Genomic DNA, 15628 nt, shown 5'->3' on the forward strand with positions numbered 1-15628 from the left:
ATAAAATTATATATTTGTTAAGGAAGAGGAGAATTATAATATGATAAATTTTATGACAATAGATTTGCTATCAAATATGATGACAATATGATTCATGGCTGGAATTGATGATGGATTTACAAAGGGAATGTCATTATTGGGAGCAGGATTAGCTGCCATTGGTTGTTGTGGTTCAGGAATTGGACAAGGGTATACTGGTGGAAAAGCTGTTGAAGCAATTGCTCGAAATCCAGAAGTTGAAAGTAAAGTTCGAACACAATATATTATTGCTGCTGCCATTACTGAATCAGGGTCAATTTATGCATTAGTTATTGCAATTATTTTAGCATTTGTTACTGGTTAATAAAAAGTAAAAATTGGAAAGAAAGAAGGTTTAGATGTCTATGACAATGTGATTAATGTCAAAACCAATTGAACCAGCAGAAATTATTAATCAATTATTTCCTAATTTATGGGTTTTTATTGCTCATGTTATTGCGACAGTTATTTTATTAATTTTGTTATCAAAATGAGTTTATAATCCATTTCGAAAAGCAATGCGTGCTCGTCGCAATAAAATTCGAGAATTAATTCAAGATGCTGCTGAAAAGCAAGCAAAAGCAACAATTGATCAAAAAGAAGCATCAAAATTATTAACAACGGCAAAAGTAGAAGCAAATAGTATTATTGTTGCAGCTCGAACTGAAGCAGAGGCAAAACGTCATCAAGTTTTGGAAACAGCAAAAGCTGAAGTTATGCAGTTAAACGAACAAGCCCATAAAGAAATTCAAAAAGAAAAAGAGCAATATTATGATGATATTCGAAAATCAATTATTAATGTTGCTTTTAATGCAGCTGAGCAATTATTAGGTAAAGAAATTAATAAAGAAAAAAATGAGAAATTAGTAGAAGAGTTCATTAAAGAATTAGAGTAGTAAGATTATGTTAATTAGTGAAAAATTTATTGATAATTATGCTGCTGCTTTAATGGACTTGGCTCTTGAAACAAAAAAAATTGATCATTTCTTAGAAGTTAGCAATATAATTGTGGAATTATTTAAACAGGAACCAGATTATATTAAATTAATGATGAATGCTGACATTCCAAAAGAAGAACGAAAGAATATTTTAGCAAAACCATTTCAAAAAGTTATTGATCCATTAATTTTAAATGCCCTTTTTTTATTAATTGATCGCGAAACTTTTTGCTATGTTAGAAGAATTTTTAAACGGTTAAGAAAACTAATTAATATTAGTTATGATGTTCAATATGGAAATATTTATTCAACACAACCATTAACAAAAAAACAAATTACAACAATTGAAACAAAATTAAGTAAAAAATTTGGTTATCATATTGAGTTAGTTAACAAAATTGATTCATCTTTATTAGGCGGAGTTCGAATTAAAATTAAGCACGAAATTATTGATGGTTCAATTGCAGGACAATTAGAAACAATGCGACAAAAAGCAATACATAATAAATAGAAGATGGGGTGAAAAAGTGGCTTTAAATGTAAATGAGATTTCCGAAATAATTAAAAAGCAAATTAAAGAATATGGTAAAAAAATTGAAATTCATGAAGAAGGAACTGTTGTTACGGTTGGAGATGGAATTGCTTTAATTGATGGTCTTGACAATGCAATGATGAGTGAATTGCTAATTTTTCCGAATGAAATTTATGGTATGGTATTAAACTTAGAAGAAGGAACTGTTGGAGCCGTTTTAATGGGGGATGATACAACTGTTCGTGAAGGTGATCAAGTTCGCCGATCAGGAAAAATTGTTGAAACTCCAGTTGGTGATGCGTTATTAGGGCGTGTTGTTAATGCATTAGGGCAACCAATTGATGGGAAAGGACCATTAAAAGCAAAAAAAACACGCCCTGTTGAGCGAATTGCGCCGGGAGTTATGACTAGAAAATCAGTTGATGAACCAATGGAAACAGGAATTATGACAATTGATGCAATGATTCCAATTGGAAAAGGACAACGAGAATTAATTATTGGTGATCGTCAGACAGGAAAAACAGCAATCGGAATTGATACCATCTTAAATCAAAAAGGGAAAAATGTAAAATGTATTTATGTTGCAATTGGGCAAAAAGCATCGACTGTTGCACAAATTGTGGAAAAATTACGTGCTGCTGGTGCATTAGAATATACGACAGTTGTTTCAGCCACAGCAAGTGAATTAGCACCATTACAATACTTAGCACCATATACAGGTGTTACTATTGGTGAAGAATGAATGGAATCTGGTGAAAATGTCATTATTATTTATGATGATCTTTCAAAACATGCTGTTGCTTATCGAACAATGGCACTATTATTACATCGCCCACCTGGCCGTGAAGCATATCCTGGTGATGTTTTCTATTTACATAGTCGTTTATTAGAACGCGCAGCACGAGTAACAAAAGAATATGGAGGCGGAAGTATTACTGCTTTGCCAATTATTGAAACACAAGCGGGTGATATTTCAGCATATATTCCAACTAATGTTATTTCAATTACTGATGGGCAAATTTTTTTAAATAATGATCAGTTTAATGCTGGGATTCGCCCAGCGGTTGATGCGGGATTATCAGTGTCACGGGTAGGTTCAACAGCACAAATTAAAGCAATAAAACAAGTTGCTGGTTCTTTAAAATTAGAATTAGCACAATATCGTGAACTACAAGCCTTTGCTCAATTTGGTTCTGATTTGGATGATGCGACAAAAGAAGTATTAGAACATGGGAAACGAGTGATTGAAATTTTAAAACAAAAACAATATTCACCTTTTTCACAAATTGACCAAGCAATAATTTTACTAGCAGTTAAGAAAAAAAGAATTCGTTGAATTCCAGTTGGTAAAATTCAAGAATTTAAAGAAGAAATAATTGAACATTTTAATACAAAGGCCAAAAAATATTATACTGAATTAGCAAAAGTGAAAGCCTATAGCGAAACATTAATGACTAATATTGATAATGAAATTATTAGTGTTGTTAAGAAAATTACCAATAAAATTGCTGATTATAAACCAGAAATGTTTGGGCAAATTGAAGAGTGAAACCAATTAGGACAATAAGGTAAAAAGAACCAAATGGCAGTCGGAACAGGTTTAAAAAAACAAATTACTTCAATTACTTCAACATCTAAAATAACACAAGCAATGAAATTGGTAGCAACAGCAAAATTAAAAAAAGTTGGTAAACTAATTTCTAATTCAAAACCATATTTTGCTGAAGTTTATACTGTTTTTAATGACATTATTAGTAAAGCAGATGATTCAATTTATCAAAAAAAAGATGGTACAAAAGTTAGTGAACGTACTTGTTGAATCATTGTTAATTCAAATTTAGGTTTATGCGGTGGTTATAATATTAATATTAATAAGTTAGTGTTACAACAATTAAGAAAAAATGATTGTATTATTGCGATTGGTTCTAAAGCAGAAACATTTTATGCTCATAAATGCTATGAAATTATGCAGACAAGAAAAGATATTGATATTAATTTTTCTTATGATGATGCTCGTGAGTTTGCACAAGAAATTTTATCTGGTTTTAATGGGAATACTTATGATGAAATTAAAATTGCTTATACAAAATTTATTAATAATGTAACTTTTGAACCAACAATTTTACAATTATTGCCAATCATTAAAGCAACGCAGCATGAAGAACCAAAGCACATTAATGTCATTACTGAATTTGAACCAGATCCAACAACAATTTTAGAAAATGCGGTACCAATGTATTTAAATACAATTTTATTTTCATCAATTGTTGAATCACAGGTTTCAGAACAAGCATCACGGCGAGTAGCAATGGAAAATGCAACAGATAATGCAAATGCGATGTTAGAAAAATTATCGTTATTATATAACCGTAAGCGACAAGCAGCAATTACACAGGAAATTACCGAAATTGTTGTTGGAGCTGGCGCACAAGAAAATTAAGAGGTGGTTAAAAAATGGAGAAAAATGGAAAAGTAGTACAAGTGTTAGGACCTGTTGTTGATGTACGATTTACCGAAGAGTATTTGCCTGAATTATATAATGCTATTACGGTTAATAATAATGGAACAAAGTTAGTTTTAGAAGTTGTTCAACATATTGGTGATGACACCGTACGGACAATTGCCCTAGGGCCAACAGAGGGAATGGTTCGGGGGATGGATGTTATTGATACAAAAGCTCCAATTACAGTCCCTGTTGGTGAAGAGGTTTTAGGACGAATGTTTAATGTTCTTGGAGAAGCAATTGATGAAAAACCACAACCAAAAACAAAGTTAATGCGTCCAATTCACCGCGAAGCACCATCATATGAAGAACAACAAACAACAGCGGCGATTTTAGAAACAGGAATTAAAGTTGTTGATTTATTAGTTCCCTTTGCAAAAGGAGGGAAAATTGGTTTGTTTGGTGGTGCTGGAGTTGGAAAAACAGTACTAGTGCAAGAACTAATTAATAATGTGGCAAAAGCACACGGAGGAATTTCTGTTTTTGCTGGTGTCGGTGAACGAACACGAGAAGGTAATGATTTATATTATGAAATGATTGAAGCTGGTGTTATTGATAAAACAGTCTTAGTTTTTGGCCAAATGAATGAAACACCAGGAGCTCGTATGCGAGTTGCCTTAACTGGATTAACAATTGCTGAATATTTCCGTGATGATAAGAACCAAGATGTTTTATTGTTTATTGATAACATTTTCCGTTTTACCCAAGCTGGTTCTGAAGTATCAGCCTTATTAGGACGAATGCCATCAGCAGTTGGTTATCAACCAACTTTAGCAACTGAAATGGGAGCTTTGCAAGAACGAATTACATCAACTAAAAAAGGAAGTATTACTTCTGTACAAGCAGTATATGTACCATCGGATGATTTAACCGACCCAGCGCCAGCAACAACATTTGCTCATTTAGATGCTAAGGTTGTTTTAGACCGGGAAATTGCAGCATTAGGAATTTATCCGGCAGTAGATCCACTAGGAAGTTCATCACGGTTATTAGACCCCTTAGTGGTTGGTGAAGAACATTATGAAGTAGCGCGAGGAGTACAAGAAATTTTACAAAAATTTAAAGAATTGCAATCAATTATTGCAATTTTAGGAATGGATGAATTATCAGATGAAGATAAATTAGCTGTTGCAAGAGCACGAAAAATTCGTAACTTTTTATCACAATCATTTTTTGTAGCTGAAAAGTTTTCTGGAAAAACAGGAAAATATGTCCCTGTGGTAGAAACAATTCGTACTTTTAAAGAAATCTTAACAGGAAAGTATGATGATTTACCAGAACAAGCATTCTTATATGTTGGAACAATTGATGAGGTTGTTAAAGCGGCTGAAGCTTTAAAACATAATTAAAATGGCAAATCAAATTAGTTTAAAAATTATTACACCACAAGGTGTGATTGTTAATTGCTTAGTTGATATTATAACAGTGAAAACAATTACGGGATATATGGGCATCTTATATGGACATATTCCTCTTGTTTCAACAATTGTTCCATCTGAAATGACATATAAAGTTAATAATAAAGAATATAAATTAAGTATTGCTGGTGGAATTTTACAAGTTCAGCAAGAATTTGTTAAAATTCTTGCTGACGAGGTTGAACCGATTAGTTAGATACGAAAATAGAAATCTCTTTTTGAGATTTTTTTGTTTTAATTTTCTTAATTATAAATACAAAATAAAACATGATAAAATAATAATATGTGAGACTACTTATATGATAAACTAAGTAATATTAAAAGAAAGTAGGCAATGCAATGATAGTAAAAATGATTGTGTGTGATATTGATGGAACATTAGTAACTGATAAAGAAAAAAAGATTCCGACTGCAAACATTGAGGTTTTAAAAAAGGCCCAAGCAATGGGTATTTTAGTAACTATTGCTTCAGGGCGGGTTCCTAGTAGTTTATCTGATTATGCAACAACATTAGGAATCCTTGAACATTGTCCATATGTTATTGGTGCTAATGGCGGGGCAGTTTTAAATTTAAAAACAAAAGAATATGTATATGATGAAATAATTTCATATCAAGATACATTATGGGCAATTAATATTGTACGAGAATTTGGTCATGACTTTTATTTAGCACCACTTAATGAACAAGAGGCTTATGTTTCACAAGCAAGTATTATTAAAGATGATCTTTTTTTATTTCGTAATACTGACATTAAAGCAATTGTTTTAGATTGAAACGAAATTCCTCAAATGCGTAAGGTTGTAATTTCTTGCCATGATGAACAAAAACAAAATTGATTACGACAACAAATTGCGGTTAGCAAAACATTAAGAACAGAAGTTACTGGGTATGGGTTTATTGAGATCATTCCTAAAAATGTTAATAAATGACAGGGAATTTTAAAATTAATTGAAGTGCTTAAGCATAAAGAAAATTGTCATCTTGATTCAGATGAAATTATGTGTTTTGGTGATCAAATGAATGACTATGAAATGATTAAAAATTCAAAATATGGAATTGCATTAGCTAATGCTACGCCGCAATTAAAAGAAGTTGCTTTTGCAGTTACGGCAAAAGATAATAATGCTGCAGGAATTGCTGATTATCTTTATAAAACAATATTAAAATAGAAGATGAGGTTGCAATGTTAAAAATTAATGGTAATCAAATTAAATTAATTGTTACTGATGTTGATGGTACATTGATTACTGATAATCAAGAGTTACCAGCCCTTGTTCAAAATAAATTACTTGCATTGCAAGAAAAAGGAATTGCTGTTTCAATTGCATCAGGACGAATGTCCCTTGGTTTTGATAATTACACAAAAGAATTAAAAATTAAGGATTATTGCCAGTATGTTATTGGTGCTAATGGTACTTTAGTGTATGATTCTAAAAATAATGAGCCAGTTTATAGTAATTTAATACCAATTTTGGATTTAGTTGTTGTAATTGAAATTTTATTAAAATATCAATGTGATTTTACAATTTCGTATCAAGATGATAATAATTTATATTGTGCTGGTGAAAAATTATTAGAAATTAAATCAAAACCAGGCGCATTTTTAGATGGAATGAAACAAGCAAAACCATTTTGTCGTGATGACATTAGAATAGTCAATAAAATTGTTGCAAAGCATTCATCTAAGATGATGTTTCAAGAAATGTATACTGTATTAAAACAAGTTTCAAATATTAATGTTGAGCCATTATCTGACTATGGGTGCGATATTGTCCATGTTAATTCAAATAAAGGACAAGCAATTTTAAATTTAATTGATATTTTAAATCAAAGACAAGGCCGAGAAATTAAATTAGAAAATGTTTTATATTTTGGTGATAATTATAATGATCGTTCTGTGTTTGAAATTTTACCTTATGCAATTGCAATGGAACATAGTCCAACTACAATTTTAGATTTAGCATACGATATAGCTAGCAGTAATAATACAGCAGGAATTTATCATTATTTAAATAGCCTTGAAAAAAATAATTAAAATTAATTTAAAATGCAATAATTTTGGTAATTTTATAGTATTATTAATAAGAACATAATTTAATTTAGAGAGGGATGTTTTAATGAACTTATCAAGTATGATGTTTTTAGCAATTGAACCACAAGTAGCCAATACAATTATTTATGTTTTTGAAATAATTGCTTTAATTATATCAATTATTATGATTATTGTTGGTTTATTACAAAACAAAAAAGCACAAACGGGATTAAGTGCTTTAAATGGTGGTAATGATGAATTATTTGCTAATAGTAAAGAACGTGGATTAGATCGAACATTGTCAATTTTTATGTTAGCATTTGGTTCAACATTATTAATTATTACATTATTGATAAATTTATTAACGAAAGTTCTATTGTAATAATTAAGTTTTTAAAAATATCATTAATTGAAAAGAGATTTAAAAATGTCTCTTTTTTCATTTAGGGGGAAAGGTATATGCACGAGCAAATTGTAGCCATTTTAAAAAAACAAACGAAACCAATTGATACGATTGAATTAGCACAGTTATTAAATATTAATAAAATTGATGATAATAAAATGTTGTTAAAGGCTTTAGTTGAATTAGAAAATGATAATATTATTGGAGTAACACAACAACATCGTTTTTACTATTTTGATCCAAAAATTTATTTACGAGGAGTTATTAGTATTAATAAAAAAGGTTTTGGTTTTATAAAAATTAATGAAAACCAAGAAGAATATTATGTTAAACAAGATGATTTAAATAATACCTTAGACCAAGATCAAGTTTTGTTTATTTTAAAAAAACAAAAAAATGATAATAATTCTAAAAAAGCAGAAGCACAAGTAATTAAAGTTTTGAAACGAAATAATGAATATGTCGTTGGGGTTATTAAAAAGAAACGTCATCAACAGAAATATTTAGAAATTTTAAATAATAAATTAACCCAATATCGTGCTGAAATCATTAATTTGACTGAGGCAATTGAAAATACAATTGTCAAGGGAATTATTACAAGTATTAATAGTAAAAACAATTTAATGCAAGTTAAAATCATTGAGATTATTGGTAATACTAATCAAGTCGGTGTTGATGTTTTAGCTATTTTACATGAATTTAATATTCGTACTAAATTTAATGAAGAGGCATTAACTGAGGCGAACCAAATTAACCAAAATGTTGATGTTGCAACGATGTTAGCAAATAAATCACGCCGTGATTTACAAACAGAAATGTTTGTTACAATTGATGGTAATGATTCAAAAGATTTTGATGATGCTATTTTAGTTAAAAAAAATCAAAATGGTAATTATTTATTATTAGTTGCAATTGCTGATGTTGCGCATTATGCTCCACATAATAGTTATCTTGATAAAGAAGCTTTTGAACGAGGGTGTTCAGTTTATTTAATTGATCGGGTTGTCCCAATGTTACCAGAAAAATTAAGTAATGGGATTTGTTCCTTAAATCCTTTTGAGCCACGATTAACATTAATTTGTGAAATGGAAATTGATCAACAGGGACATGTTGTTAATTCTAGTATTTATGAAGCCGTGATTATTTCAAAAGCACGATTAACTTATGATGAGGTTAATAAATTATTTTGCCAGGAAAAAAATCATATTTCAGCCGAAATTGCTCAGATGTTGTTTTTAGCGCAACAGTTATATCAAATTTTAGTTTGAAAAAAAGAACATGATGGGGTTGTTGATTTTGATTTAGATGAACCAAAGTTTATTGTTGATAAAAATGGTAAGATTAAAGACATTGTTGTATGAGAACGTGCTGACGCGGAAAAATTAATTGAGAGTTTTATGATTCGTGCTAATGAAACAGTAGCAGAAACAATTTATTGAATGGATTTACCATTTGTTTATCGAGTCCATGATAAGCCAAAGCCAAAAAAATTGTTTGACTTGTATATCCAATTATCTTATTTAGGTTTAAATATTAAAGGTAAGTTAGAAAATATTCATTCTAAAGATTTACAGCAAATTTTAAATAAGTTAAAGGATAAGGAAAATTTTAAAGTTATTTCAGCGTTAGTGTTACGAAGTATGGAAAAAGCTAAGTATAGTGCTATTAATGATGGCCATTTTGGTTTGGCATCTTGATGTTATACGCACTTTACTTCGCCAATTCGGCGCTATCCCGATTTAGTTGTTCATCGTTTATTAAAAGAGTATTTATTTCAAGGAAAAGTTAAAATTACTGATTTAGAACAAACGCGAGCTTTTGTTAGTCATGCTAGTCAACAGTCATCCCTTGCAGAATTACGTGCAATGGAATGTGAGCGAGAAGTTGATAAAATGAAAGAAGCCGAATATATGGAAGATAAAATTGGATATGAATATAATGGTATTATTGTAGGGGTTACTTCGTTTGGAATTTTTGTTGAATTACCAAATACAATTGAAGGGTTGGTTCATATTACTGATTTAAAAAATGACTATTACGTTTTTGATGAAAAAAGTTTAAAATTAATTGGAGAACGAAAACGGAAAGAATATTTTTTAGGAAAAAAAGTACGAATTAGAGTAAAGAAAGCAAGTAAAAAACTACGACAAATTGATTTTGAACTAGTTGATTAAGGAGTTGATATTAATGTTGACAATTACAGTTAATAAAAAAGCACGGTATAATTATGAAATTATTGAAACCTATGAAGCTGGCATTGTTTTGACAGGCAGTGAGATTAAGTCAATTCGTAATAATGATGTATCAATTAATGAGGCGTTTGTTATTATTCGAAAAAATGAGGCGTTTGTTATTAATATGATAATTGCTCAATATAAATTTTCAACAGCATACGTGCGAGACGCTGACCGTACTAGAAAATTGCTTTTACATAAAAAAGAAATTAAGAAAATTTTGCAACGAATTAAATTAGAACGTTTAACGTTAGTACCGTTAAAGTTATATCTTAAAAATAATTATGCTAAATTAGAAATTGCTTTAGTTCGTGGGAAGAAGAATTATGATAAACGTGAAACAATTAAACAACGGGATAATGAGCGTTTACGCCGGAAGTATTAATTCTTAAACTATGGTATAAATTTTAAATTAATAAGGTTCAACATCATAATCGCCTTTATTTTAAGGCTTTTTATGATATAATTAACTTAATTAATTGATAATAAGGGGTAAACAAATATGAAGTGAGAACCGCAACAAACGATTGAAATATTAAAAGAATATGTTTATAGTAAAAATAGACTTGATGAATATCGTAATCGTGTGGCGTTATCAAATTTACAATTACCACCTTTTTATTTAAAAGAAGATAAAAATCAATCTGTTTCTTCCGTTGTTGTTCGTTTTATTAATGAAAAAGAAATTAAAAAAGCATATGATAAGAATACTTATCAATGAATTATAAATAGTTTAGAAGAAACTATTTTAAGTTCGTTAAAAATGGGTGAAAATGTTATTGGAATTCATCGCCATGAAAATATTTATTTAGCATTATATGAAGATGATGGGGATTTAAATTATTTAATTGAAATTGCTAATTATATTAATACAACTGTTAAAATTATTAATTATACATTATATGAAAAATACCAAGTTGTTCGTGAAGTTAGAATTGGAATTGGAATTGCTAATGATCCATCAATTGAAAAAATTAATGATTTAGAGGATAGTTTTATTGTTCCATTTTATGAAGAAATTAAAGATAGTGTGCAATTAGCAGAAACATATGCGGCAGAAGTTATTATGTTTAATAATTTACCAGTTTGTACTGATGCCTGGGTTTTTATGAATTTAACTGATGAAAATCAAGAACTAATTCGAAAAAATTCACGTCAATATTTTAATTTAAGAACACCTCGCCAACGTTTATTTACGGATTTAGTTGAACCTAATGTTGCGGTGGAACTTGAACGAGGTACATTGCAAGTTGAAGAATAGGATAAAAATAATTAGTTTAAAGTTATTTGGTCTTGTTCTTTTTTTGTTTAACATCATTATTATTTCGGTATAATCATAAGTAGAAAGTGAAGTGGAAGAAAATGCAAGCATTAATTTTTAAAGGAAAAAAGAAGATTGAATAAACCGAAACTAACGAACCAATTATTAAAAAAGCAACAGATATTATTGTAAAAATTGAGGGGTTTACTTTTTCACATGCGGATTATCGCCCATATTTAGGGTATGATAATAGTGTTGTTCCTAACACAATTATGGGACACGAAGGAGTTGGAATTGTGACAGCAATTGGAGATGATGTTACAAAACTTAAAATCGGCGACCGTGTTGCGATTGGATGTGTTACTAACTGTAATATTTGCCAATGATGTGAACAAAAAGCATTTGCTAATTGTACAAATGGTGGTTTTATTTTGGGAACTAAAATCAATGGAACGCATGCTGAATATGTTCGTGTCCCTTATGGGGAGAATAGTGTTATTAAAATTCCAAAAACAATGAATTTAACTGATGCATTAATGTTAAGCGATGTGTTATCAACAGAATATGAAAATGTTATTAAAAAAATTGATTTAAAACAAATTAATAATGTTGCAATTATTGGTGATGAGCCAATTGGTTTAGGCATTTTATTGTTGTTAAATAAATATAATAAAAAAATTGATATTTATGGTCATCATAGTCAAAAATTAAATTATTTTAAAAAATGGGGGCGCATAAAATTTATGATAGTACTTTAACTACTTTTGATATTAAATATGATTTAGTAATTGAATGTGTAGGTAATGACCCAGGTACTTTTGAGCAGGCACAACAAATGATTAATTTTAATGGTACAATTATTACAATTGGTGTTTTCAAAAAACCAGTTGTATTTAACTTACAACAATTATGAAATTAAAATATTAATATTCATACCGGAATTTTAAATTGTTATACTTTAAAAGAACTTGTATTAAAAATTGAAAATAAAGAAATTATTCCAAAGTATTTAGTATCAAAAACTTTTAATAAAAATGAAGTGTTAAAAGCATATGAAACTTTTATGGAAACAGATATTTTTAAAGTTGTTGTCAAATTATAACAAGCAATAGAATAGGGTGAAGGAAAGAAATGGGTTTTTTTCAAAAATTAAAAGCAAAACGTGAAGAAAAGAAACAAATTAAATTAGAAAAGGCGTTACGCAAAACGCGCTTAACTTTTTCTAATGATATTAAAAAATTAGCACATAAGTATAAAAAATATGATGATCAATACTTAGAAGAATTAGAAGAAATTTTAATTGCAAGTGATATGGGAATGAATATGGTTTTACAAATTACTAATCAAATTCGAAAAAAAGTGCGAAAAGGTTGAAGTATTGAAGATACAAATGATTATTTAGTTGAAGTAATTATGGATTTATATAATGATCCAAAAAGTAAACAAAATAAATTAAATATCAAAGACCAACGATTAAATGTTATTTTAATGGTTGGTGTTAACGGTGCAGGTAAGACAACAACTATTGCTAAATTAGCAAAACAATTTCTTGACCAAAAGAAAAGTGTCCTATTAGTTGCTGGTGATACTTTTCGGGCAGGGGCTGTTGAACAGTTAAACCAATGAGCAGAACGTTTGCATGTCAATATTGTTAAACCATTAAAAGAAGGCCAAGATCCAGCTAGTGTTATTTATGATGGATTAGTTCAAGGAAAAAAAGAACAAGTTGATATTATTATCATTGATACAGCTGGGCGTTTACAAAATAAAGTTAATTTAATGAATGAATTAAATAAAATTAATCGTATTATTAAGCGAGAAATTCCTGATGCTCCACATGAAACATTATTAGTAATTGACGGGGTTACTGGTCAAAATGGTATTTCACAAGCAAAGAACTTTTCAGAGGTAACAGATGTTAGCGGTATTGTTTTAACAAAAATGGATGGTACGGCTAAAGGGGGCGTTGTTTTAGCAATTAAAGACCAATTAAATATTCCTGTTAAATTAATTGGTTTAGGTGAGCAACCAGTTGATTTACAAGAATTTGATATTGAACAATATATTTATAATTTGACGAAAGATTTATTTAACAAGAATGAAGTGGAAACAGAATAATGAAAGATTTGGAAAAATCAAATGAGTTAATTCTTTTATATGAATTATATTGGGAATTATTAACAACAAAGCAAAAAGAATATTTTGAGTTATATTTTTTTGATGATTATTCCTTAAGTGAAATTGCTGGTTTAAAAAATGTTTCTCGTAATGCTGTATATGATTCATTGATAAAAATTACAAATGCTTTGCATAAATTTGAAAATAACTTACAATTAGCATATAAGCAGCATCAGCGAGATATTCTTTATCAAGAATTTGAAAATATTAAGGAATGTGCTGGATTAATAAAAAAATTAAAAAAAATTGATAGTGATTAAGGAGAAACTAAAATGAATATTGTAATGATTGGTGATATTTATGCACAAGCCGGACGAATAGCTATTAATAAATATTTGCCACAAATAATAAAAAAATATAAGATTGATTTAATTATTGCAAATGGTGAAAATACTACCCATGGGAAATCGTTATCCAAGCATCATTATAATGAATTAAAAGAATTGGGGATTAATATTATTACTTCCGGGAATCATATTTTTCGTAATCCAGAAGTTTTAAATTATATTGAAGAAGTAAATGATTTATTAAAACCAGCAAATATGAACTCGTTTACGCCAGGAAACGGAACAGTTGTTGTTAAGATTAATAATAAAAAAGTTCGTGTTACTAATTTAATGGGGCGTAGTTTTATGGGCCCAGTTGATAATCCTTATACAATTTTTGAAGAGATTATTAATAATGATAATAGTGATCTTCATTTTATTGATTTTCATGCGGAAGCTAGTGCAGAAAAATTAGCTTTTGCTTGGAACTATGATGGTATTATTACTGGTTTTTTTGGAACACACACCCATGTTCAAACGGCAGATAATCGAATATTGCCCAAAGGAACAGCATATATCACTGATGTTGGGATGTGTGGTAGTTATAATTCAATTATTGGAGCAAATCCAGAGGAAATTATTATTAAAGAAAAAACTGGTTTACCAGTGCGTTTTGAACCAGCAACTGAAAATGATAAATTAATTTTTTCAGCAGTATGATTACAAGTAGATGATAAAACCAATCAAGCAGTGAAAATTGAACGAATTTTAATTCGTCCAGAAAATGAAACTGATTTTTTAGCATAGATAAAGGAGCAACTTAAATGACTAGTTTAATTAAAACGAATGTAATCATTATTGTTATTTGTATTATTCTAGGAATTTTTTTGTGTTGTTATTTTTTTCTACGTTGTTATCGTCTTTTAAATAAGAAAACAAAACGAGGAGAAATTCAATTGCCCGAATATATTGAAAATAGACACTTTATTACTTCTAATCAATATGAATTATCAACATTAGGAACAATTGATAAAACTGGTCAGGATATTATTTTAGCAGTTCATGATTTATATGGTAGTAAGGAAAATTTTGCTGGTTTAATTAATAATGCGACATGAGCTAAGCATAAAGTTTCAGTAATTGCTTTTAATCAACGAAATGTTGGGGATAATGTACCAACTAGGATTAAAAATGTTGGAATTTTAGTTAATGATATTATTGATGTAATTACAGCTTTAAAAAATAAATATGAACAACAAAGAATTGTTTTATTATTAGAAGGATTTTCATGTGGTTTAATTAATTTATTATTAGAACAAAAACCATTAATTGAAAAGGTTATTTTTGTTAATCCAATTACAAATTCAAATGGAATAAGATTTTCAATACTTAGTAAAATTGGAATTGGATTTGGATTTTTATTTAATTTAAACAAAATTCTTAAAATTCATATTGATTATCAACTTTTAAGTCAAAATGAAGCCTATAGTACTTTAAAGATGGAAAAAGAACAAACTTATTTTTTAAATCAAATTTTACAATTCAATTATCTTAATAAAAAGATAGTAAAACAAATTAATAATCTCAAAGTAAAGATTTTAATATTGCAAGCAGAGGCTGATAAATTTTATAATGCAAAACAAGTAGTTTTAATTACTAATCCACTGGTTAAAATAAAAAAAATTGAGACAGCAAAACATTATTTATTTACTAATCAAACTATTAGTGCTGAAATTTTTACTGAAATAATTAATTTAAATTAAAATTAACTAATTTTTAAGTTATAATATATTTGTTGTCAAGTAATAACATAAAAATTATTCAGAAGTGGTTAGTACGCTAAA

The 15628-nt window shown here is 28.8% G+C and carries 19 protein-coding genes; all 19 read left to right on the forward strand.

Annotation, left to right across the window (positions count from 1 at the left end; all coding sequences use genetic code 4):
- Positions 1-40: 40 nt before the first annotated feature.
- The 19 genes from atpE to C6B38_RS00270 all read left to right on the forward strand — a co-directional run bounded on the left by atpE (position 41) and on the right by C6B38_RS00270 (position 15547).
- Entirely contained in the window at positions 41-343 is a 303-nt protein-coding gene (gene atpE, locus C6B38_RS00185) for an ATP synthase F0 subunit C (RefSeq protein WP_105298188.1), read from the forward strand.
- Positions 344-383: 40 nt separating this feature from the next.
- Positions 384-914: a F0F1 ATP synthase subunit B gene (gene atpF, locus C6B38_RS00190; RefSeq protein ID WP_004028353.1), complete on the forward strand. Its 531-nt coding sequence runs from the start codon at positions 384-386 to the stop codon at positions 912-914.
- A gap of 7 nt (positions 915-921) precedes the next feature.
- A complete protein-coding gene (locus tag C6B38_RS00195) occupies positions 922-1467 on the forward strand; it encodes a F0F1 ATP synthase subunit delta (RefSeq protein ID WP_105298189.1) in 546 nt (181 codons plus the stop codon).
- Positions 1468-1483: 16 nt separating this feature from the next.
- Entirely contained in the window at positions 1484-3055 is a 1572-nt protein-coding gene (atpA, locus tag C6B38_RS00200) for a F0F1 ATP synthase subunit alpha (protein ID WP_105298190.1), read from the forward strand.
- A 15-nt stretch (positions 3056-3070) separates the two neighbouring features.
- Entirely contained in the window at positions 3071-3928 is an 858-nt protein-coding gene (gene atpG / locus C6B38_RS00205) for an ATP synthase F1 subunit gamma (protein WP_105298191.1), read from the forward strand.
- A 14-nt stretch (positions 3929-3942) separates the two neighbouring features.
- Positions 3943-5340, forward strand: a complete 1398-nt coding sequence (atpD, locus tag C6B38_RS00210; RefSeq protein ID WP_105298192.1) for a F0F1 ATP synthase subunit beta — start codon at positions 3943-3945, stop codon at positions 5338-5340.
- A 1-nt stretch (position 5341) separates the two neighbouring features.
- The gene (locus C6B38_RS00215) at positions 5342-5605 is read left to right on the forward strand and encodes a FoF1 ATP synthase subunit delta/epsilon (protein WP_105298193.1); all 264 of its coding nucleotides are present in this window, start codon (positions 5342-5344) and stop codon (positions 5603-5605) included.
- A gap of 143 nt (positions 5606-5748) precedes the next feature.
- Entirely contained in the window at positions 5749-6579 is an 831-nt protein-coding gene (locus C6B38_RS00220; protein ID WP_105298194.1) for a Cof-type HAD-IIB family hydrolase, read from the forward strand.
- Between the two features lie 14 nt (positions 6580-6593).
- Positions 6594-7445: an HAD-IIB family hydrolase gene (locus C6B38_RS00225; RefSeq protein ID WP_105298195.1), complete on the forward strand. Its 852-nt coding sequence runs from the start codon at positions 6594-6596 to the stop codon at positions 7443-7445.
- An 82-nt stretch (positions 7446-7527) separates the two neighbouring features.
- On the forward strand, positions 7528-7824 hold the full coding sequence (secG, locus tag C6B38_RS00230; protein WP_105298196.1) for a preprotein translocase subunit SecG: 297 nt from the start codon (positions 7528-7530) through the stop codon (positions 7822-7824).
- A 77-nt stretch (positions 7825-7901) separates the two neighbouring features.
- Positions 7902-10019, forward strand: coding sequence for a ribonuclease R (rnr, locus tag C6B38_RS00235; RefSeq protein WP_105298197.1), 2118 nt, complete (start codon positions 7902-7904; stop codon positions 10017-10019).
- 13 nt (positions 10020-10032) lie between these two features.
- A complete protein-coding gene (gene smpB / locus C6B38_RS00240; protein WP_105298198.1) occupies positions 10033-10464 on the forward strand; it encodes an SsrA-binding protein SmpB in 432 nt (143 codons plus the stop codon).
- Positions 10465-10581: 117 nt separating this feature from the next.
- Positions 10582-11340 (forward strand): hypothetical protein, encoded by a 759-nt coding sequence (locus C6B38_RS00245; RefSeq protein WP_105298199.1) that lies wholly within the window; start codon positions 10582-10584, stop codon positions 11338-11340.
- 194 nt (positions 11341-11534) lie between these two features.
- Positions 11535-12098 carry an alcohol dehydrogenase catalytic domain-containing protein gene (locus C6B38_RS10810; protein WP_443028731.1) on the forward strand — a complete coding sequence of 188 codons (564 nt, stop codon included), beginning with the start codon at positions 11535-11537 and terminating at the stop codon, positions 12096-12098.
- Positions 12065-12259 (forward strand): zinc-binding dehydrogenase, encoded by a 195-nt coding sequence (locus C6B38_RS10815; protein ID WP_233485430.1) that lies wholly within the window; start codon positions 12065-12067, stop codon positions 12257-12259. The genes C6B38_RS10810 and C6B38_RS10815 overlap by 34 nt, the downstream gene beginning before the upstream one ends.
- A 212-nt stretch (positions 12260-12471) precedes the next feature.
- The gene (gene ftsY, locus C6B38_RS00255) at positions 12472-13458 is read left to right on the forward strand and encodes a signal recognition particle-docking protein FtsY (protein ID WP_105298200.1); all 987 of its coding nucleotides are present in this window, start codon (positions 12472-12474) and stop codon (positions 13456-13458) included.
- The gene (gene ylxM, locus C6B38_RS00260) at positions 13458-13778 is read left to right on the forward strand and encodes a YlxM family DNA-binding protein (protein ID WP_105298201.1); all 321 of its coding nucleotides are present in this window, start codon (positions 13458-13460) and stop codon (positions 13776-13778) included. Before ftsY ends, ylxM begins: the two co-directional genes overlap by 1 nt.
- A gap of 12 nt (positions 13779-13790) precedes the next feature.
- Positions 13791-14591, forward strand: a complete 801-nt coding sequence (locus C6B38_RS00265) for a TIGR00282 family metallophosphoesterase (protein WP_105298202.1) — start codon at positions 13791-13793, stop codon at positions 14589-14591.
- 17 nt (positions 14592-14608) lie between these two features.
- The gene (locus C6B38_RS00270; protein ID WP_105298203.1) at positions 14609-15547 is read left to right on the forward strand and encodes a hypothetical protein; all 939 of its coding nucleotides are present in this window, start codon (positions 14609-14611) and stop codon (positions 15545-15547) included.
- The last annotated feature ends 81 nt before the right edge of the window (positions 15548-15628 follow it).

The sequence above is a fragment of the Spiroplasma sp. ChiS genome (genome assembly GCF_002968355.1).
GTDB classification, from domain to species: domain Bacteria; phylum Bacillota_I; class Bacilli_A; order Mycoplasmatales; family Mycoplasmataceae; genus Spiroplasma; species Spiroplasma citri.